The 20,939-nt window shown below is 39.8% G+C and carries 15 protein-coding genes; 6 read left to right on the top strand and 9 right to left on the bottom strand.

The window, feature by feature from the left end; genetic code table 11:
* Window positions 1–14 precede the first annotated feature (14 nt).
* The 4 genes from ADHAQ_RS0116105 to ADHAQ_RS0116090 all read right to left on the bottom strand — a co-directional run bounded on the left by ADHAQ_RS0116105 (window position 15) and on the right by ADHAQ_RS0116090 (window position 6,588).
* Window positions 15–1,880 carry a T9SS type A sorting domain-containing protein gene (locus tag ADHAQ_RS0116105; protein ID WP_026463816.1) on the bottom strand — a complete coding sequence of 622 codons (1,866 nt, stop codon included), beginning with the start codon at window positions 1,878–1,880 and terminating at the stop codon, window positions 15–17.
* A gap of 97 nt (window positions 1,881–1,977) precedes the next feature.
* Window positions 1,978–2,760: a PASTA domain-containing protein gene (locus ADHAQ_RS0116100; protein WP_026463815.1), complete on the bottom strand. Its 783-nt coding sequence runs from the start codon at window positions 2,758–2,760 to the stop codon at window positions 1,978–1,980.
* Between the two features lie 71 nt (window positions 2,761–2,831).
* Window positions 2,832–5,555, bottom strand: a complete 2,724-nt coding sequence (locus ADHAQ_RS0116095; RefSeq protein ID WP_026463814.1) for a D-alanine--D-alanine ligase family protein — start codon at window positions 5,553–5,555, stop codon at window positions 2,832–2,834.
* Window positions 5,556–6,102: 547 nt separating this feature from the next.
* Window positions 6,103–6,588 (bottom strand): hypothetical protein, encoded by a 486-nt coding sequence (locus ADHAQ_RS0116090; RefSeq protein ID WP_169728005.1) that lies wholly within the window; start codon window positions 6,586–6,588, stop codon window positions 6,103–6,105.
* Window positions 6,589–7,174: 586 nt separating this feature from the next.
* Here ADHAQ_RS0116090 and ADHAQ_RS0116080 point away from each other — a divergent pair.
* Window positions 7,175–8,365, top strand: a complete 1,191-nt coding sequence (locus ADHAQ_RS0116080; protein WP_026463812.1) for a phosphoglycerate kinase — start codon at window positions 7,175–7,177, stop codon at window positions 8,363–8,365.
* 158 nt (window positions 8,366–8,523) lie between these two features.
* On the opposite strand, the gene ADHAQ_RS28385 is transcribed toward ADHAQ_RS0116080, so the two are convergent.
* Together ADHAQ_RS28385 and ADHAQ_RS25995 are read right to left on the bottom strand one after the other, a co-directional pair.
* Window positions 8,524–8,712, bottom strand: a complete 189-nt coding sequence (locus tag ADHAQ_RS28385; RefSeq protein ID WP_026463811.1) for a hypothetical protein — start codon at window positions 8,710–8,712, stop codon at window positions 8,524–8,526.
* Window positions 8,713–8,731: 19 nt separating this feature from the next.
* Entirely contained in the window at window positions 8,732–10,642 is a 1,911-nt protein-coding gene (locus ADHAQ_RS25995) for a RecQ family ATP-dependent DNA helicase (protein WP_034256872.1), read from the bottom strand.
* Between the two features lie 221 nt (window positions 10,643–10,863).
* Between ADHAQ_RS25995 and ADHAQ_RS0116065 the strand changes: the two genes are divergently transcribed.
* Window positions 10,864–11,133: a hypothetical protein gene (locus ADHAQ_RS0116065; protein WP_026463810.1), complete on the top strand. Its 270-nt coding sequence runs from the start codon at window positions 10,864–10,866 to the stop codon at window positions 11,131–11,133.
* Window positions 11,134–11,198: 65 nt separating this feature from the next.
* Here the strand turns inward: ADHAQ_RS0116065 and ADHAQ_RS0116060 are convergent, their stop codons facing one another.
* A complete protein-coding gene (locus ADHAQ_RS0116060; protein ID WP_026463809.1) occupies window positions 11,199–11,984 on the bottom strand; it encodes a hypothetical protein in 786 nt (261 codons plus the stop codon).
* Window positions 11,985–12,173: 189 nt separating this feature from the next.
* A complete protein-coding gene (locus tag ADHAQ_RS27335; protein ID WP_026463808.1) occupies window positions 12,174–12,827 on the bottom strand; it encodes an ABC transporter ATP-binding protein in 654 nt (217 codons plus the stop codon).
* Window positions 12,828–12,933: 106 nt separating this feature from the next.
* Between ADHAQ_RS27335 and ADHAQ_RS25985 the strand changes: the two genes are divergently transcribed.
* Both ADHAQ_RS25985 and sucC read left to right on the top strand, forming a co-directional pair.
* Window positions 12,934–14,022 (top strand): glycoside hydrolase family 113, encoded by a 1,089-nt coding sequence (locus ADHAQ_RS25985; RefSeq protein WP_245590622.1) that lies wholly within the window; start codon window positions 12,934–12,936, stop codon window positions 14,020–14,022.
* Window positions 14,023–14,218: 196 nt separating this feature from the next.
* Window positions 14,219–15,409: an ADP-forming succinate--CoA ligase subunit beta gene (sucC, locus tag ADHAQ_RS0116045; protein ID WP_026463807.1), complete on the top strand. Its 1,191-nt coding sequence runs from the start codon at window positions 14,219–14,221 to the stop codon at window positions 15,407–15,409.
* 93 nt (window positions 15,410–15,502) lie between these two features.
* Here sucC and ADHAQ_RS0116040 read toward each other — a convergent pair whose 3' ends face one another.
* Window positions 15,503–15,919: an organic hydroperoxide resistance protein gene (locus tag ADHAQ_RS0116040; protein ID WP_026463806.1), complete on the bottom strand. Its 417-nt coding sequence runs from the start codon at window positions 15,917–15,919 to the stop codon at window positions 15,503–15,505.
* A gap of 673 nt (window positions 15,920–16,592) precedes the next feature.
* Between ADHAQ_RS0116040 and ADHAQ_RS0116035 the strand changes: the two genes are divergently transcribed.
* Together ADHAQ_RS0116035 and ADHAQ_RS0116030 are read left to right on the top strand one after the other, a co-directional pair.
* The gene (locus tag ADHAQ_RS0116035) at window positions 16,593–17,543 is read left to right on the top strand and encodes a UTP--glucose-1-phosphate uridylyltransferase (RefSeq protein WP_026463805.1); all 951 of its coding nucleotides are present in this window, start codon (window positions 16,593–16,595) and stop codon (window positions 17,541–17,543) included.
* Between the two features lie 34 nt (window positions 17,544–17,577).
* Window positions 17,578–20,907 (top strand): UTP--glucose-1-phosphate uridylyltransferase, encoded by a 3,330-nt coding sequence (locus ADHAQ_RS0116030; protein ID WP_026463804.1) that lies wholly within the window; start codon window positions 17,578–17,580, stop codon window positions 20,905–20,907.
* The last annotated feature ends 32 nt before the right edge of the window (window positions 20,908–20,939 follow it).

Below are 20,939 nucleotides of genomic sequence, written 5' to 3'. Positions count from 1 at the left end.
TAATCTTTTATTATTTAAGGGGTTATAACTACTTTTTTAGTAATAACCTTATCTTTTAAAGTAAACTGCATTAAATAAATACCACTAGCTACCCCCCTTACATTTAATACCGCACCTACCTCTTTTGCTGATTTACAAAAGAATATTTTTCCAGTCAGGTCTGATAAGCAAAGTTGCTGATAGTCGCCCTTTATAGTAAATACGCCATTACTAGGGTTTGGATAAACTAATAAAGTGGTATTAGGCTCTTTCTCTGGAGCATCTGCTGGATTGCCCGGTTCATTATGTTCGTCCTCAATACCGGTAACATTGGCCATTAGCGGTCTCATCATTAAAGCACCTTTTGCTTCTTCAAAAGTTAACCACCCGGTATTGTTGTTGTACTGGATGCGGTTATCAGCTCGTTCATTTAAATCAAATCCCATATTTACAAAATCACTGATGCCGGCATTTAAAAAGTATCCGATATAAAATTTATCCCGAACCGGCACCGGAGAGGTAAATAACACATCAAAGAACCGGTTTAAAGTATCTATTTGAGGAATGGTAAATGTTCGCTGGGACTTTACAGTAGCTGAGGGTCTGCCATTATCGTCGTCCCAAATCCTAAAAGATATGTTATTGCCCTGCCGGTTGGTTTTAGTGATATATACCCGGATCCCCCGCACAAAATCAGGAGCATTTAAATCAAACCGATAAGCTAATTGCCGGACGCCGGAAGGATTTAAAGAGAAATTTACCTCGGCGGTACCATCATCATAAGCAAAATAATCAGCTAATTCTGTTACCCTGCTTACCGTATCGTTTAACCGGGTTTGGGTATTTTTCTCTAAGGTGCTGAGAAAGATGGAATGTTTTATTAATAACTGATTACTGTTATTGGGAATAGCAGCGGCATTAAGCTGGCCAATAATTAAATATTGGGTTGCCAGCGGCGGAATAGCGGCATTCCCTCTCAGAAAAGTATCGGCGGGAGATGCCGGAGTAGTAGTTTTTACATACCCCCGCCAGGTAATAGGGGTAAATAGGTTATTCAGGTTATTTAATTTGGTATAAGCCGAATCATTAACTTCAGCAGCCGGATTAGCTAAAAACTGATTTACCGGCATGGCCGTGTAATTTTGCAAAAAAGAATTTAGCCGATGACTTATTGCTACATCTGGTAAATCAGGATTAGCAGGATTCCGGCTCTTATCTAAATAAATGTAATCCAGATTCCAGCTATCTTCCGTCCCTTTCCGAACACCCGAACTTCTGAACCGAAACTGAAAACCATTATATAAATATTCGGCCTTGGCTACCTCAATAATTTCCCGTTTAAAAGCCGTTACCTTATTTTCACCGGGCTGTTGCCATACCGGTACCCAATTACCACTTTGGTCTTTAAACTCCAACTGAAGAAAAATAGGCCTGGTATCGCTGTTGTTATCCGGAGCTCCCCCTAGGCCGCCTGCCTGCCAATAAAAACTTAAATAAACGCCCGCCGCGGCAGGATTCAGGTTCTGCAGGTTTATCGGTTTAGAGGTAAGTGAATCAGTGTAGCCATAAGCCGTAAACTCGCTATAAGGGGTGCCAGAAGCTGTAACCCCTTCAAAGGTGGCCACATTAATAGAAGGGGGATTTATGCCAAATTGATTATTTACATATACGCCTCCTCCTTTTTGCCAATGGCTGTTACTGGGAGTGCCGGTATAACCTGCAAAATCTTCAAAAAAAGGCAAGCTTAAAGTATCGCCGATAGCCATTGTTTTAGCATTACGCTTCGTAGTTTCCTTTTTACTTTGCCGAATAGGATAGGAATCCAGAGGCGAAAGCACCTGGGCAGGACTTACACTATAGAAAATCAGCAAAAAGATATAAGCGAGTAAATATTTTAGCATTCGTTCTATTAAAATATAAAACCAGAAGAATTGCTTCTTCTGGTTTTACCATTACGATTAAGTCGAAGAAAATATTGCTTTCCCGGGCGGTAAAGTTTTACTCCAACTGCGAGGCTGGCTCCGTTCCAGCCACCCAGATATCTACCAACTCCCCTACCCGAATCATAGCCCCCGGACTGGCAGTAGGTCTTTGCCGGATTACAGTACCATCGGCTTCACCATTTGGCGCTGCCATGTATCCCACGGTTCCAACTTGCAAACCGGCACCTACTAATAAAGTGGTTGCCTCATCTACCGGCATGCCTACTACATTGGGTATCTGAAACTCGGTATTACCTAACCCGTTGCCTACTTCCAAATCTACCACGGAGCCTTTAGCAACCGGAGCACCAGGCGCTATTTCTTTGCCATTTACCAATTGTTTTAAAACCGCATTCTGAGCTAAATCCGGCACAAACTTTATTTGTCCAATCTGCAGGTCGTAGCTCTTTAATATCATCTGTGCATTTTTCACGGAGCCATCTACCAATTTTGGCATTTTTATCATGGGCGCCGTTTTCATATTATAGGTAATGTAAATCTTCCGGTCTTTTTTTACTTTGGAGCCCGGAGCCGGATCTTGTTTCATTACGATGAACGGTTCCAGGTTAGAATTATAACTAGAGTCACTGATGTAATACTGCAACGAATGCTCATCCAGAAAATCTTCAATTTCCGACATTTTCATACCAGTAACTTTGGGCACCTCTATGGTTTGGCCATGATTAGTAGTGGTAGGCAAATAAACAAAGAAGAAGAAAAACAGCATTAATGCCCCAATCACTAAAATAATGATAATATGCTTTATAACGTCGGCCAGCGAATTAGCTTTCAAAAACACGCTTTTTATATTTAAGAATTTTAAAAATTTAAATGGCTAAATTTATTTACCAGCACGCGTGCTGCGAATAACTATTGCCCAACCCCCATTACCGTACCCGTTCCTTTCTTCTTCGTACGCTCCATTCCAAATTGCAAAATACGATCAATAAAATCGTAAGGCTTATACCCATTTATAGCTGTCTGGTGAAAGATACAAGTGGCCGGAGTCATACCGGGCAACGAATTTACCTCAATAATAATGGTTTCTACCTCGTCCTTCCCTTTTACCCGCACAAAAGCATCGATCCGGGCATAGCCTTCAATATTCAACGTTTGGGCTACCTTTTTCAAATCAGCTTTTACCTTATCAGAAATTGCCTGACGGGCTTCCGGATCGGTGGCATAACGAGCTGGTGTTATATTTTGTCCTTCGCCGGCTAGAAACTTCTCTTCCAAAGATAGAACTTCGCCTACGGCCAATGCTTCGGATGCTTCAAATACTTCGTAATCAACGCGGCCATCAGGTAAATACTTGGTCAGCAAACCACCTGTTACCTCCAGGAAGTGAGAAGCCTCTTCTTTTGAAATCAGGTTTTCTACCAGAAATACTTCTTTATTCGGAAATTCTTCCTTAAAGCCCAAAGACAACACTTGGGCAACTTGCGGATCTAAATCTTCGCCTTCCCGGAAAATTAAGGAGGAGAAAGCTTCTAATTCTGCCCTTGATTTTATCTTTTTCACAGCTGAGCTACAGCCATCGTCTGAAGGTTTGGCAATTAATGGGTAAGCAAAATTACTTTCTATTTTCTGATAAAAACCTTCAGCATCCGTTACCCAATCTTGCTTATACGCCAGCATGTGGTTAGCTACGTGCATGCCGTTTTGCCGCAGAATCTCGTTTGTTTCGTATTTATTAATAGTAACCTGTGAGGAGGCAATGCCCGAGCCGTTGTACGGAATATGGTACTTTTCTAGCTCGGCTTGTAGAGCCCCATCTTCTCCCGGGCGGCCATGTAAGGCAATAAATACGACATCTACCAGATTATGTAATTGCTCGAAATTTAATTGCTGTGGCTCCCGTAACATAGAACCTGCATAAGTAGCCGTAATGCCTTCGGCCTCATTCATGATCTGTTCCAGCACCGGATGATGCCCGTGGCCTTGCTCAAAATGCGTAACCTTCTCTTTAATATCATCCGCATTATCTTTCAACATAATATTTATCGGCATGATATATAATTTATGTTGCTCGGCTGAACCTGTTAAGAAAATAGGAATAGGCTGATACTTAATAGAAGATGATAATTTTTCATAAATGTTGCGGCCACTCTCCACCGAAATATGACGCTCCGAAGAATAGCCCCCCATAATTACGCCTACTTTTATTTTATCGTGGCGGGCGGCATTTTTATTCTTTATAGCAGCGTCTAACTGGTGCAATTGGTGCAGCATTTTGGTTGTATCCTTACCAGTTTTCAGGCGTTCTGCTAAAGAAGTTCTGATAATATAGGTCAGAAACTGGGATGGATTTAAACCTATTTCGGCTGCCTGGTGAAAGAAGAACGAAGACGGCAACATACCAGAAGTGGTATTCGGGTCGTTCAGGAATATTTCTCCAGCATCGGAGATGAAGCCATCTAAACGGGCATAAACATTAAACCCAATGGCCAAAAATAATCGCTGGCATTCCTGCCGGATTTGCTGAATCTTTTCCTGCGGTAAATTAATAGGTGTTATTTTCCGGCTTAAGCCTGGCAAATATTTAGACCGGTAGTCAAATACTTCGCCACCTTTAATAATTTCGGTTGGTGGTAAAGCTAATGGGTTTCCTTGCGGATCCTGAATAACGATACACGAGAATTCTCTGCCTCTAATAAAAGACTCAATTAAAACATAAGCCTCGCTTTCAATATTGGTAAGGGTAAGTTTATCGCGGCCTGTTTCACTAAACAGGCGTTTTATAACTTCCAGTAACTGCTCGGGGTGATGAATAACGGTGCCATTTTCGGTGCGCACCGGCATCCCAATCCCTTCCCGGATATCCGTTAATTGTTTAATTAAAAACAACCGCTGGTCTTCGCTCATTTGCTGCCATTTTTCTTTAGAAATGGTTTTTACAAATAAGCTTCGTTCTATGGCTTCGGAAAAAGCAGCAAAATTATCTTCTTTAATAATAGAAACCCCTATAGACGAACCCTGATGCGGTGCTTTTAAAACTAACGGCAAGCCAAGTTCTTGCTTTAACTGATTAAAAATTTCATGCCTTTTGGTTTCGTCCGCCCAACTATCGGCAGAGATAATTTGATATTGTGGCGTCGGGAAATTGTGGCTGGCCATAAACTGCTTTTGCACAATTTTATCGATACCAATAGCCGAAGGTAATATACCAGAACCGGAATATGGTATATGATACCACTCCAATAACCCCTGAATGCTGCCATCTTCGCCGTAAGGTCCGTGTAATGCCAGAAAGGCAAAATCAAAATATTGCTTAAACGCGTGGGGCTGGATTCGTTTTCCTACTTTGCCAATTACAGCATCTAATTCTTCATCTGTTAAATCACCAAGTGATTCCAGGTAGATTTGCAGTTGGTGTACCGATTCCGGAACGGCTTCTACCGGCGGGTAAAAATCCCGGATAGTACCTTTATATATATATTGCCAATCGAGCAGGATAAAATTGCCAAGGCTATCAGCAAAAACAGGTACTGCTTCAAATAAAGACTTATCTAAATTGTCGTAAACTGTTCTTCCGCCCGCAAAAGAAATCTCGCGTTCGCGCGAAGGTCCGCCAAATATGATTCCAATTTTCATTGTTGCAAAGATATTCTAAAATAATGAGGATATGAAAACAAGAAATTAATGGCTAAACTGAAATCTAAATTTGATTTCAGTTTTACCCAAAACCATTCTCCTTTTGTATTTATAAGAGGATGTTAACCCTAAAAGCCCCCTGCTCTTACACCTTAAATTTGAATTTTTATTAAAAACCAACAAAGGTGATGGTTATTTCCTATGTTACTTGAACATATGTAGCCACTACAATCGTTTCCAACTTTTAGATTTTAGCTTTTTTTAAACTTGTTTCCGGAAGATAGGTAACACCCAGCCTAACTAATAGATTATTAACTAGTAATTCTTAAAAGCGCCTGTTATTGCTGGAAGTTAAAGTGGCATCACCATTTATTCACTTATTTTATAAATGTAAATAGCTAAGTCAAAAACACTTTAATAGCATTAGCTAGAATTATAAGAAATGGAACAAGGTTAAGAAAACCCATTGGGTTGGATTGGATATTACAGCTCATCCAGATAGCTACTACTCAATCGGGAACCCCATCAAATTTAAGGATATTTAGAATTAAGATTCAAATGCCCTATTTTCAAAATAAGGCTTATTATTTTGTCGTTGCATTATTTTTTTAACTAGTAACACTAAAGCCAGGAAAACGGTTAATCCAATGGAGAAAAACAATATTCCATGTTTCATTCTGGTCATCAATTCTCCCCATGCTACATCCTGCGCAGAAAGGTGCGGATAAGTGTTTAATAATTTTATGGTATTTAGGTTTTCCAGGTAATCAAAAGCTACTCCAAAAGCAGGAATCAGGGAAAACAGAATATACTTGGAGTGGGTATTAAACAAATTCTTTAGCAAAAATGCCAATACCAAAATAAAAAACAAACCATACATTACAGGGTAGATCAAATCTATTTGAACTACCATGTATTTGTACAACTTTCTTCCTTCAAGTCCTAACTTATCAAATTCATCAAGAACTTCTTTCAGGGAATAGGAAAGTCTGATATCCAGCGGTATCACCTTCTGACCAGCAATTTCCACCATTAGGTGGTGATAATTAGGTAATATAAAAAATGTAAATTCACATAATAAAAGGAAAAGTGGCAAAATAAACCCCCACGTTGAACCTTTTGTTAAAACCTTAATCATCTTTGGTTATTGGTTTAAACTCTTATTACTTATCTGGCTAAGATATATACTAAATCAGTATATTAATATAAAATTAAAATTTTATTTTGGACTTTATTAATTTTGGTACTTGTATAAACTGCACTGAATGTATTCTTTAACTACCGTGGCCAAATCTTTAGTAGCAAAATAGCCTACCTCTACAAGCTTTGTACTAGTAACTTTGAATAGGGTTTGTTTAGTTGTTCAAAAGGCGCAATAAATTTATTGGCAGTGGTATTTAATATTTTATTTTTTCAGCTTTTACAAGGGTAGCTTTTTGATTTATATAGCAAGCCACACACGTTTTTTTTATTTCAGCAGGTTTTGCATTACTTTTATCGCTCAAACAAGTATAACCAGAATAGCTGTAAATTTTAAGACTATAGCAGCTTTAAACTTATACTTGATTTAAATAAATATAAATTAAAATAAACCCTGTTTTTCAGGTATTTATTAAACTATGAAAACCGTTGACCAGTATAATTTTTCCGGCAAACGCGCGCTCGTTCGTGTAGACTTTAACGTTCCTTTAAACGAACGGTTCGAAATTACAGACGATACCCGTATTCGGGCAGCTGTACCAACTATTAAGAAAATCTTATCAGATGGAGGTTCTGCCATTCTGATGTCGCACCTTGGCCGCCCCAAAGACGGGCCAACTGATAAATATTCTTTAAAACACATTGTTTCGCATTTAACAACCGCTTTTGGCACTGAAGTAAAATTTGCTACTGATTGCATTGGAGCAGATGCTACAGAACTAGCTCAAAGCTTAGCACCAGGCCAAATTTTATTATTGGAGAATCTTCGCTTTTATAAAGAGGAAGAGAAAGGGGACGTAGCATTTGCTGAAAAATTAAGCAAATTAGGAAATGTATATGTAAACGATGCTTTTGGTACAGCTCACCGTGCGCATGCCTCAACAGCTATTATAGCTCAGTTTTTCCCAACTGATAAAATGACAGGCTATGTAATGCAGGCTGAGATTGAAAATGCTAAAAAAGTTTTAGACAATGTGGATCGGCCTTATACAGCCATCATGGGTGGCTCTAAAATTTCGGATAAAATTTTAATAATTGAGCGCCTGTTGGATAAAGTAGACAACTTAATTATTGGAGGTGGTATGTCGCATACTTTCTCTAAAGCCCAAGGTGGTTCTATTGGAAACTCTTTGCTGGAAGCTGACAAGCAAGATTTAGCTTTAGAGCTTATTCAGAAAGCAAAAGACAAAGGAGTGAAATTATACTTGCCAATTGATAACGTAATTGCCGATAAATTTAGCCCCGATGCCAATACCGATGTAGTAACCACTGGTCAGATTCCGGATGGCTGGGAAGGCTTAGATGTAGGTCCAAAAACGATTGAATTGTTCGTTGATGTAGTAAAGAATTCCAAAACAATTTTATGGAATGGTCCATTGGGCGTATTTGAATTTGAGAAATTTGCCGGTGGTTCCAAAGCCATTGCCGAGGCCATTGTAGAAGCAACCCAGAACGGCGCCTTCTCCTTAATTGGCGGCGGCGACTCTGCTGCTGCCGTAAACCAGTTTGGCTTTGGAGAGCAGGTATCGTATGTATCTACCGGTGGTGGTGCCTTATTGGAGTACATGGAAGGCAAAACTTTGCCTGGCGTAGCTGCATTGGAGGGTTAATTTTCAAGCCTCTGGACTAGCTATAACTAGATATAAGTTTTTAAATATATAAATAATAGCTGCTACTTTTGAAATCCCTGGTCTGTAAGGACTGGGGATTTTTGTTTACTTTAAGTTACTAAACCACCGTAAAATTGCTCCCGTGCATTTAGGTAGATTTATTCTTTTAACTTTTTCAGCCCCCAACGCATGAATAAAAACCAAAATATCCCTTGTACTATTGCGAACAGAACTTTTGCCCAAATTGGAACATGTGGCTTATGGTCATAAAATAGGTTATAAAGGAGTAATAAAAAAGTAAATCCAACACTGCTTATCAAAAGCCTTTTGTCTGCTTTTTTTTTCATCACCTTACAATTAATTTAATTATTTAACCCACTTCAGCTTCCCATCCGGCTCATATTGTACTTGCCCAGCGTCCAGTAATTGCGTCAAAACAGAATAAATAATTTCAGCATCTTTGGTTGCCAATTGCAAGGCTAATTCTTTGGGATGCAAATTACCTGATTTCAGGGTTTCCCGAATCTGGTGCTGCAGATTCTCCTGAATTTCTTGGTGCCGCTGAGCTTTTCTTTTTTTTAAACAATAATCACAAATGCGGCATGGTTCATCTGAAAGTTCTCCAAAGTATTCCAGCAGTAATTGCGTACGACACCGGTTCGTTGAATTTACATAATGCAAAACCGCTTCCATTTTCTGAAAACCATTTTGCCGGAGCATATTGTAACGCTTAGTATTTATGGGCAGTTGGGCGGCATCATAACGTTGGGTAGTAAAAACAATCTGAGGCACATCGTGTTGCGGTTCGTACAGTAAAATTCCCCGCTGGTGTAAATAAGCGAAGTACTTTTTAACCATAGCCTCAGTAGCCTTTAAATTCTGGGCTAATTCTTTTTCTGAAATTTTTACAAAATTGCTGTATACGCTTCCGCCGTACAACCTTAATAGCATTTTCAGTAAAGGGTCCAGCTCTGGATTTGCCACCTGAAACTTGTAAAGTTCTTCGTGGTCGGTGGTTACTAATATTTTGGAAGGTGAAAAATAGGCCTCATTTAGTTGCAAGAACCCTTCAGTTTGAAGTTTTTGCAAAGCAAAATGCACTTGCAGTGGTTTTAGTTTATACGTGCGGGTAAAATCATCCAGATTAAAATCAAAAGATTGCAAAACACCACTACCAACTGCCACCTGATAATAATTAGCTAAGCATTGGTAAACTTTGCGTAGGCTTTCAATAGGTGGATGCGCTTCTTCAACTTTCTTGCGTAAATCAGCGGCATCATTGGGTCCTAGTAATAAAGCAGCATAAGCGTACTTTTCATCCCGACCGGCCCGGCCTGCTTCCTGGTAGTACGCTTCCAGCGTTTCCGGCATATCCAGGTGCACCACCAATCGCACATCCGGCTTATCAATTCCCATTCCAAAAGCATTGGTGGCTACCATTACCCTGGTTTTATTTTGCACCCAATCCATTTGCGCCTTATGTCTGTCGCCGTGAGTTAACCCGGCATGGTAGGCCACTGCCGGAACCTGGTAGTGCCGAAGGTACTTAGCAATCTCAACCGTCAATCTTCGGCTAGCTACATAAACGATTGCTGAACCGGCCACATTTTGCAGCATAGTAAGCAGCCGATCAAGCTTATTTTCAGCTTCTAGACAGGAATAGGAAAGGTTTTTACGGGCAAAGCTCTTCTGAAAGAGATTTGTCTTTTTAAAATGCAGCTTTTCCTGAATATCATTTTTTACTTCGGGCGTAGCAGAAGCCGTCAGGGCAATAACGGGTACCCCTGGTAACAATTCGCGCAGGTTCGCTATTTCTAAATACGAGGGGCGAAATTCATAACCCCACTGTGAAATACAATGAGCTTCGTCCACGGCAATTAAGCTAACCGGCATTCGCTTTATCCGTTCTTGCACAATGTCGCTCTGCAACCGTTCCGGAGATAGGTACAAAAACTTTATATTGCCATAAATGCAATTATCCAGGGCAATGTCTATTTCTCGCTTATGCATACCCGAATAAATAGCAACCGCCGAAATTTGGCGCTGCTGCAACTGTGCTACCTGGTCTTTCATTAAGGCAATCAAGGGCGATATAACAATGCATATTCCCTCCTTTGCTAATGCCGGTACCTGAAAACAAACTGATTTACCTCCACCTGTTGGCAAAATAGCCAGCGTATCCTGGCCCAACAGTACAGATTGAATTATTTCTGCCTGTAAAGGCCTAAACTGATCGTAGCCCCAATATTTTTTTAGTATGTGCTGAATACTTACCAAGATCTTTTGCTGATTTGAAAACGAAGTTAAGTTAGAAAAAACAGATATTTTATTTTTAAATATGCCATTACTTGTTACCTATAAATCCCCACCTTTTCGTAATTCATTACTCGCCTATGTAGCCGGCATTCCATGCTTAGTGATTTGAACTGGAACCACACAATAAAAAATTAAGCAAAGGATTATAAAACCTTAAATAGGAAGGCCATACCTTATCCTCTATGCTCAAAACAGAAAGTTTTAAGCTATTGACATCTACCACCGCTTTTAACCGGTTAAATCAAAGCTTTATTCCCAACTTTTTAAATGCCTCAACTATGAAAGAAACCTTATATGTTTGGCAAAGTTGGCCTGCTGTACAATGCTATATTAGGCAGCAACATTTTAAAGCGGAGGAAGAAAATTTTTCTGTAAAAAGTATTGTTGGCCAGCCGGAGTTTGGTGTCCGAAATAAACTTTTAATGTGCGAAAACACTTATGACTTGGAGTAAAGTAAAAACAAAAACCCGGCCGCTGACGGACCGGGTTTTACGCAATACACTTTAATTATTATAAATTAAGCAGCAGCAGCTTGCTCACCACGCTCCTCAATTACCTTTCTTAACTTAACTATAACCTGATTTGCTCTTTCTTCATCTAATTTATTAATGTTTAGGAGCATCTTGGTTTTTTCCTGCCTGGTTATTACCGGGTTATTCAATAACCGGATAATCTCCTCCTTTTGTTTGGCAGAGGCATATTTTACAGCATTTTCAACCGGTGCTGCTGCTACAGATTCAACTACTTTCACAGGTTCTGCTTTTATAGCAGGTTTTGCCGGCGCAGCTACAGGTTGCTGCTCCACCTTCACCTCCGGTGCATTACCGGTATAATCCATTTCTTCGGCAGGAGTTGGTTCGTAACCAGCAGCCCGAATAATCCAGGCCAGAATATTACGGTAAGCCTTACCTATTGCCCGAGTTTGGGCCATAGAGGCAATAGCAAATTCCTGGTAAAACTTTTTCCCTTGCTCTTTATTAGAACAAATAGCAAAACCGGCACCCACTATTTGTTCTGTTCGGAGGTTTAATAAATTAACTTTAGCCTGATATTTTAACTCTGTTTCAGAACTCATATTAACTACCTCTGCCACCACTGGTAAAATACCTAAACGGGAACCTGCATATTGCCAACCTTCTACGTTCACATATTCTTTACCCTGGATATTCTGGTACAGTTTGTTCTCTTTGATGAATTTGGCAAGGTCAATAGCTAAGTGCATTGTCTCATCAGATTTGGCAATATCATAGCTCTCAATCTTGTTCTTTCTCACCAACTTATTATCCTTATTTTCCTCGTTCATTTCTCTTTTTCTTGTTTAAATAATAAACAGAAAGGAGTAATAATAAGTGCAAAAACAAGGCTTTTTTTACTAAATTAAACCTATTGATTATCAGTCAGTTAAAACAATATTTGAAAAATAAATTTTATCTATAATTGCCTTAAAGCCAGGCAATTAGAAAAGGATAAAAATACATTAATATAAAAGTACCTAATTTACTAGATAACCATCTTTCATAACCACTTTTCTATCAGCCATATCGGCCAACTGATTGTTGTGCGTTACAATTACAAAAGTCTGATTTAGTTCATCGCGGAGGCGAAAAAATATTTCGTGCAGTTCCTGGGCGTTAGCTGAATCCAGGTTACCGCTAGGCTCATCAGCAAATATAATTTCAGGGGAATTTATTAAAGCTCGAGCCACGGCAGTCCGTTGTTGTTCGCCGCCTGACATTTCGGAAGGTTTATGATCCAGTCGATGCCCCAGATTAAGCATGGTTAATAATTCAGCTGCCCGCTGTTTTACTTGCTCTTCAGGAGTATTGGCCAGAAAGCCTGGTAAGCAAACATTTTCCAGGGCAGTAAATTCTGGTAATAAATTATGGAATTGAAAAATAAAGCCAATGTACTTGTTCCGGAAACGAGCCAGCTCACTACTCTTAAAAGTTTTTATTGTTTGCTGGTTAAAAACCACCTCCCCCTGATCAGCTGTATCGAGCGTACCTAAAATATGTAATAAAGTACTTTTACCTGCACCCGAGGCGCCTACAATGGAGACTACTTCCCCTTTTTGAATCGTCAGATCTATGCCTTTGAGTACTTGTAATGATCCGTAAGCTTTATGAATATTATTGGCCTGTAACAAGACTTATGTGGTTTATTTATCTCTTCAAAACTACGAAACTAACGGGAAATATATTTTTTGGATGAATATTTTTATAACTTTCTCCATAAAATATTTTCATACTCCTATGCCTAAACGTTTTGTAGTTGTTGTTTGCTTATTAGGAGTAGGATTATTATCCAGTATGCTGATCCGTTTTGTCCGGGAAAATGCAGAAAAAGAGAAAGCCTTGACTACTACCTTTAGGAATAGTTTACCTAAAATGAAAGGCGTTAACTGGGTAGCCGGCGACTCCATTACCGAAAACCAGCTGACTTATTTAAAAACCAATAATATTGAATGGATTGCACAAACTCCTTTTGGCTGGCAAGCAGCTTATAATTTACCGGAAATAAAAATGAATACCAAGGCTTCTCGAGCCTACTGGGGAGAAAGTGACCGGGGAATAGTTTATACGACCCGATTAGCTAAAAAATTTGGTATTAAAACCCTGTTAAAGCCCCACCTCTGGCTACGGGACAGGTCAGGCAAATGGTTGGGCGATATTGACATGCAAAATGAAAGCCAATGGCAGGAATGGTTTAAATACTACCGTACTTTTATTTTACATTATGCCAAATTAGCCCAAGCTGAAGAGATAGAAGCATTTTGCATAGGAACCGAATTACATAAAACGGCTGTAACGCATGAGGCGGATTGGCGGAAGTTGATTAAAGAAATTCGTCAGGTTTATCCCGGTAAACTAACCTATGCCGCTAATTGGTACCTGGAGTATGAACAAATAAAATTTTGGGATGCCTTAGATTTTATAGGAATACAAGCCTATTTCCCCTTAACAAAAAAGCATAACCCTTCCTTGCAAGAACTTAAAAAGGGCTGGCAAAACCATTTACCGGCCATTGAAAAAATAGCTAAAAAATATAATAAACCCATTGTATTTACGGAAGCCGGTTATAAAAATACCACAGATGCTGCCATTGAACCCTGGGCCTGGCCTAAACGAGGAGAAACCAATTTAGAAAATGAATCTGCCGAAACCCAGGCTTCATGTTATGAAGCACTATTTCAATCAGTCTGGCAAAAATCCTGGTTTAGCGGAATGTTTATCTGGAAATGGTATCCTAAAGTTCGGGATAACAATCGGGACCACCGGGATTTTACGCCTCAGCACAAACCAGCAGAGAAGACACTAGCCACCTGGTACGGAAAAGATTAAAATTTATTTTCTTACCAGCTATATTAGTAATTATACCAGTTACCAGAGCTAGGGAAAAAGGATTAAAAAATGTGCCTATAAATAAACTTTTTAATACTTTTTTTAAATGGATACGCAATTCAGGATAACCCGCTGTTAAAAAGTTTGAATTTAATAGGAATATCGTTTACTTTCGTGCCGAATAAAACTTGCACCTATGAACATACACGAATATCAAGGTAAAGAAATATTAAAAAGCTATGGCGTACGGATTCAGGAAGGTATAGTAGCCGAAACCCCTGAGCAAGCCGTGGAAGCGGCTAAACGCTTAACAGAAGAAACTGGTACCGGCTGGCATGTTATTAAAGCCCAAATTCACGCGGGTGGTCGCGGTAAAGGCGGCGGGGTAAAACTGGCTAAAAACCTGGAGCAGGTAAAAGAAGTAGCCTCTCAGATTTTAGGCATGACCCTGGTTACACACCAAACCGGGCCAGAAGGTAAATTGGTACAAAAAGTATTAATTGCCCAGGATGTTTATTATCCAGGTCCTTCTGAAACAAAAGAATTTTATTTATCTATCCTGTTAGATCGGGCCAAAGGTCGCAATGTTATTATGGCCAGCACCGAAGGCGGTATGGACATTGAGGAAGTAGCTGAACACTCTCCTGAAAAAATATTAAAAGAGTGGATTGATCCACGTGTAGGTTTACAACCTTTCCAGGCGCGTAAAGTAGCTTTTGCTTTAGGTTTAGAAGGTGATGCCTTTAAAGAAATGGTGAAGTTTATTCATGCTCTATACCGTGCTTACGAAGACACTGATGCCTCTCAGTTTGAAATAAACCCAGTTTTAAAAACTTCTGATAATAAAATATTAGCTGTTGACGCTAAAGTTAATTTAGACGACAACGCTTTATTCCGTCATAAAACTTTTGCTGATCTGCGTGATACTGCAGAAGAGGATCCGTTAGAAGTAGAAGCTTCTGAATCTAACCTAAACTATGTTAAATTAGATGGTAACGTAGGCTGTATGGTTAACGGTGCCGGTTTAGCTATGGCTACTATGGATATCATTAAGCTTTCCGGTGGTGAGCCTGCTAACTTCTTAGACGTAGGAGGTGGAGCAAATGCTCAAACGGTTGAAGCTGGTTTCCGCATCATCTTAAAAGATCCAAACGTTAAAGCTATCCTGATTAACATATTTGGTGGTATCGTACGTTGCGACCGTGTTGCAAATGGTGTTGTAGAAGCTTACAAAAACATTGGTGATATTCAGGTACCAATTATTGTACGCTTACAAGGAACTAACGCAGAAGAAGGTGCTCGCATCATTGACGAGTCAGGCCTAAAAGTATTTTCAGCTGTTTTATTAAAAGATGCAGCCGATAAAGTAAAAGAAGTTTTAGCTTAAGCTATCCTCCTTTAGTTTAAACAAAATAAAAAGCCTTTGCGGATAACTCCGCAAAGGCTTTTTATTTTAACCAATCTTCTGGATGAAGAATTTTTATATTACATTAATTTCTACGTCTATATTACCCCGGGTACCTACAGAATAAGGACATATTTCATGCGCTTCTTTCACCAGCTTATCCCCCGTTTCCTTATCAACACCCTTTAAATCAACATCCAACTTTACACTTAAGCCATATCCACCATTATCAATTTGATTTAAACTAACATGAGCGGTCACAGTAGACTCTTTATCTAACTGAATTTTTTGTTTACCAGCAACTACCAACAAAGCACTTTGGAAACACGCAGAATAACCAGCCGCAAATAATTGCTCCGGATTACTGGCTCCCCCCTTACCTCCCAGTCCTTCCGGCATAGTTACATCAATATCCAATACACCATCGGATGATTTTACATGACCACTACGGCCACCAGTGGCAGTAACTTCTGCCGTATACAATGTTTTCATAGCTCTAAAATTTAAATGTTCTTAAGCTTTACAATTTTAAACTGATTTTGTTTAATTTATTAAGTTAAGCTTATTTTAAAACTGATTAGGAACAGTAACTGAACATTAAAAAGCAGTGCGGTTTATCTAATACAAACACTTATGTTATAAGCAAAAGCTTTTTCGTATAGCTTTTATGATAAGAATCAGGCACCATTGGTGGAATTATCGTCGGCCATAATAAAGCTTTTGGTTAACCACCTACTGATGAAAGGAAGCAACAAGAATAATGTATTATCCTTTTTAAATTAAACGAAACAGTTGCACACTCACATAAAGCTTAAGTGAATAATAATGACAAAATAGCTCCTGTATTATAAAATCATCCTTAGTAACAGCTTTTATTCTATTTCAAATACAATTATTTGTAGTAAAACGCTACCAATAGGATTAGAGATTTTACCAATTAGATTTCTATATTAAAAACTGTCACTCCTAAAAAATTCTATCTTGTTCTATTCGAGAACATTAATTTATAATTATTAAAATAACCAAAATATTTATCGATATTCTCGTATAAGCCGGAATAAAACCTCCTAATCAAGTGAAGTGACAGTCTTTTATTTATATTTGTTTCCTTATTTTAAAGTTTATAAAACTCTAAAAACGCTTCTCGATCTCAGAACACTTTATTATGAAAGTAAAAAAAGCAGTAATTACAGCAGCTGCCCGTGGTGAAAGACTATACCCGGTTGCAGATACTGTCCAGAAAGCAATGCTTCCCGTTGTAGATATAGACGGCTTATCTAAACCAGTAATTCAAATTATAGCAGAAGAGGCTTTTGCCAGTGGAATAGAAGAAATTTGTATTGTCTGTGCCCCCGGTGATGGTCCCCGGTACAAAGAAGCATTTTCTTCTTTACGTAATAACTTAATTGAATCTTTTAAGAATACAGATTGGGCCCGGGAAGAAGCTGATAAAGTAGACCATTTACGAAATCAAATCCAGTTTATTGAGCAAACAGAGCCTCTGGGTTATGGCCATGCGGTTTTTTGTGCCAGGGAATTTATAAACGATGAGCCTTTTTTACTTTTATTAGGTGATCACTTATACGTATCGAATTTAACCGATAGAAGATGTGCTTCCCAATTAATAAATTTAGCCTTACAGGAGGAATGTGCCGTATCGGCTGTAAATCCAACCATTGAACACCAGATTCACCGGTATGGCACCCTGACTGGCAAACATGCTCCTAACCAAACTGGCGTATACCAGATTGACAAGATCATTGAAAAGCCATCCTTAAGCTTAGCTGAGTTAGAACTACAGACCCCAGGTTTACGGATTGGTTATTATTTGTGCTTTTTTGGAATGCACGTACTTACTCCTGCTATCTTTGGAATCTTAGAAAAACAAATAGCGGAAGGAAGTCAGAATATTCAGTTAACTACAGCCTTACAGGAATTGGCTTCTACCGAAAAATATTTAGCCTTGGAAGTAAAAGGCAACCGGTACGACTTGAGTAAAAGGCAAGGCTTAATGCAAGCTCAAATTGCACTTGGTTTAGCCGGACAAGCCCATGACGAAACCCTGACATCTCTGGTAGAATTATTGGCTGAAGCCAACCAACGTAAACAAAAATAAGCTTAAGCTTTATTAAACAGAAAGAAAAGGCTGCATGAATATATTCATACAAACCATTACCTCTACTGATCCTGCTATCCGAAACCGCTCTTTTTATGAAATGAGCCAACAATTTTCTTCCAAAGAATTGTTTAAGGCATTGCGGGAACTGGATTCTTTTCGAAAAACAACGCCCAACTTGTACGACAAGGTTCGGGCTATTTTATTTTTATTTGCTGGTTATAGGTTCTTTCTGATGGAAGCAAAGGATGTTCCGGATACCGGTAAAATTCCTTATGCTGGATTTGAAGATTTACTAAGCCGCCGGTTTGAACAGGCTATTGCTACTTTTTTAAAGGAAATAGATCTTCATGGTCCAAACGCCAGTTTATTTAGTGGTTTAGCCGATGCTTACCACCATTTATCTTTTCAGATTTTAGCCGACCAAGTACGGAAAAGTGTACGTTCCAGCAAAGGGAATCAATGGATGTTTCGGGTAGGACACCAGGAAGAGCACCCGATTAAAATACATCCTAAATTATTGCAGCGTCAGGAAAATTCCTTGTTCTACCCGCTTCTGGAAGAACAAACCGCTGTACGGATGGATTTAACCCATAGTGGCTGGTCCGATATTTTCTTTCTGGGCATGGATTATCCGGAAGGCGCCCGGGTACTAAATATTTCTATTGACTTAGGCGTATTTGGTCGGGATAAAGACATCAAACCTCCTTTACAGTCTTACGTGCGGGTTATTCCGGAGCCAGTTCTGCGTGTAACCAGTATTGATTTAAATACCACCAAAGATATTCATGATTTAGATGACTTGTTTAACTTTGGGAACGACTACCTAAGCTTAATAAAAGCAGGTATTATTGCTTCTGGTCTTATTCCGCCTTCGTTTGAGGGTACCAACCAACCTTTAGCCAGCATTTTAGCACGGATTGTAGCTCCGGGTATGGGTATTGAATTAGTTACTAAAGTAAACGATATCCCAAAAGGCTCCCGTTTTGCTGTTTCTACCAACTTACTTGGTTCCATTATAAGTTTATTAATGCGCGCGACTTGCCAGACCAAAAATTTAATTGGTGGCCTGGAGGAAAGTGAACGCCGTTTGGTTGCTTCCCGAGCCATTCTGGGTGAATGGATTGGGGGTTCAGGTGGTGGCTGGCAAGACTCAGGTGGCGTATGGCCAGGTATAAAAGCCATTCAGGGTACTTTTGCCCAGGCAGGCGACCCGGAATACGGCATTAGCCGGGGAACGCTATTACCCAAACACCGGGTATTGCAGGGCGAAGATATTCATCCTGAAACAGCCGAAAGAATCATGAACTCGCTTGTATTAATGCATGGCGGTATGGCTTCTAATGTTGGACCTATTCTGGAAATGGTAACCGAAAAATACCTGCTCCGTGGCGAAAAAGAATGGGATGCCCGCAAACAGACAAACCAGATCTTTGATAACATTCTAGGTGCCCTAAAAGAAGGTGATGTTAAAAAACTGGCAGCAAATACGGCCCGCAACTGGGAATACCCAATTAAAACTATTATTCCTTGGGCTTCCACCCATTTTACCGAACAAATTATAGCCAAAGCCAAAAAAGAATTTAAAGAAAATTATTACGGTTTCCTGATGCTTGGCGGTATGTCGGGAGGTGGTATGGGTATGTTTGTTAACCCGGATCAGTATGAAGATTATAAGATGCGGGTGCTGGAAATCTTACGATCAACGAAATCAGAGTTATCCGATTCGCTCCCTTTTGCCATGGAACCGGTAGTTTACAACTGGCGCATTAACAACAAAGGCAGTTGGGGATCTTTACATGAGGGTACAGAAGCCCTGATGCCAGAGTCTTATTACGCCATTCATGTACCGGTGTTGGTTAAACAGGATTTCCAGGGAATTTCGTATGTACGGCGGGCTGAAATAGATTTCTTCTCTACCCACTGCGACCAGAATAACCTGGCTTATCCTTTGCTACGCTCTATTATTAGTAATTTATTTAAGGTTTCGGATCCTTCTACTTCCGGCAACCAAAACAATGAAAATGAAAAAGCAGAACGGATTAAGAAAGAGAATGGTTTTGATTATATCCAGCACGAAGAAATCCGGGTACAACTCCAGAAAGGTTATATTGGATTATCTCGGAATCGGTTACCTAATGAAACTACCATTGAGGATGTACAACCATCGGATATTGTTCAGCTAGATAACCTTGAAAATAATCTTAAAACTGGTGAAGAGGCTATAAGAGCAGGACAAATAGCCGTACTTAGCCTGGCAGCTGGGGTTGGTAGCCGCTGGACGAAAGGTGCCGGGGTCATAAAAGCCTTGAACCCTTTTGTAGAAATTAATGGCACCCACCGGAGCTTTCTGGAAATACACTTAGCTAAAACCAAATCCGTTTCCGAAAAATATAAAACCTTACTGCCTCATATTATTGCTACCAGTTATCTAACTCATGAGCCAATCAGAAAGAAACTGGAACTAACTCAAAAGTATGGCTATGCCGGATCAGTTTACTTATCGCCTGGTCGGTCTATAGGCCAACGGTTTGTTCCCATGGAACGTGACTTACGCTTCCTGTGGGAAGAAATGCCCCAGGAAACCTTAGACGAGAATAAGCAAAAAGTACGGGAAGCATCCAGGCAGGCTTTAATTAACTGGGCAAAAAGCAAAGGAGAAGGTTCAGACTATTCAGATAATATAGCTGCACAACGTTTCTCCCCTCTTGGCCATTGGTATGAGGTATCGAATTTATTACGGAATGGGGTTTTAGCTCAGATTTTAGAGGAGCATCCGCAGCTGCAAACTATCATGTTGCATAACATTGATACCTTAGGCGCTGATGTGAATCCGGCTGCTTTGGGATATCACTTAGAGTCTGGTAATGTTTTGACGTTTGAAGTGGTACCCCGTCGTATTGAAGATCGCGGGGGCGGATTAGCGCGCGTAAACAATAAGGTTCGGCTCCTGGAAGGATTGGCCCAACCGCGCGAGGAAGATGAGCTTAACCTTAGTTACTACAATACCATGACCACCTGGATTCAGGTAGATGCATTACTGGCCGTGTTTGGATTAACCCGAGCTGACCTCAAAGGCGATGAAGCCCATTTAGCTAAAGCGGTCCGGAATGTAGCCCACCGCATGCCAACGTACGTTACTATAAAGGATGTAAAATATCGTTGGGGCCATGGCCAGGAGGATATTTATCCGGTTGCTCAGATAGAAAAATTATGGAGCGATATGTCTGGTTTAGGTGACATTAAATGCGGATACATCGCTGTTCCGCGGCACCGGGGGCAACAGTTAAAAGATCCTGCTCAGTTAGATTCTTGGGTAACAGATGGCAGTAAAGAATATATTGTTTCTTTAGGAGCTTTTTAAAATAAATATAATATTCAATTAAAAAGGGTAGC

Origin of the sequence: Adhaeribacter aquaticus DSM 16391, assembly GCF_000473365.1 — a bacterium.
Taxonomy (GTDB): Bacteria; Bacteroidota; Bacteroidia; order Cytophagales; family Hymenobacteraceae; genus Adhaeribacter; species Adhaeribacter aquaticus.
Note: the sequence above shows the minus strand (reverse complement) of the source record. Positions and strands in the feature narration are given on the sequence as shown.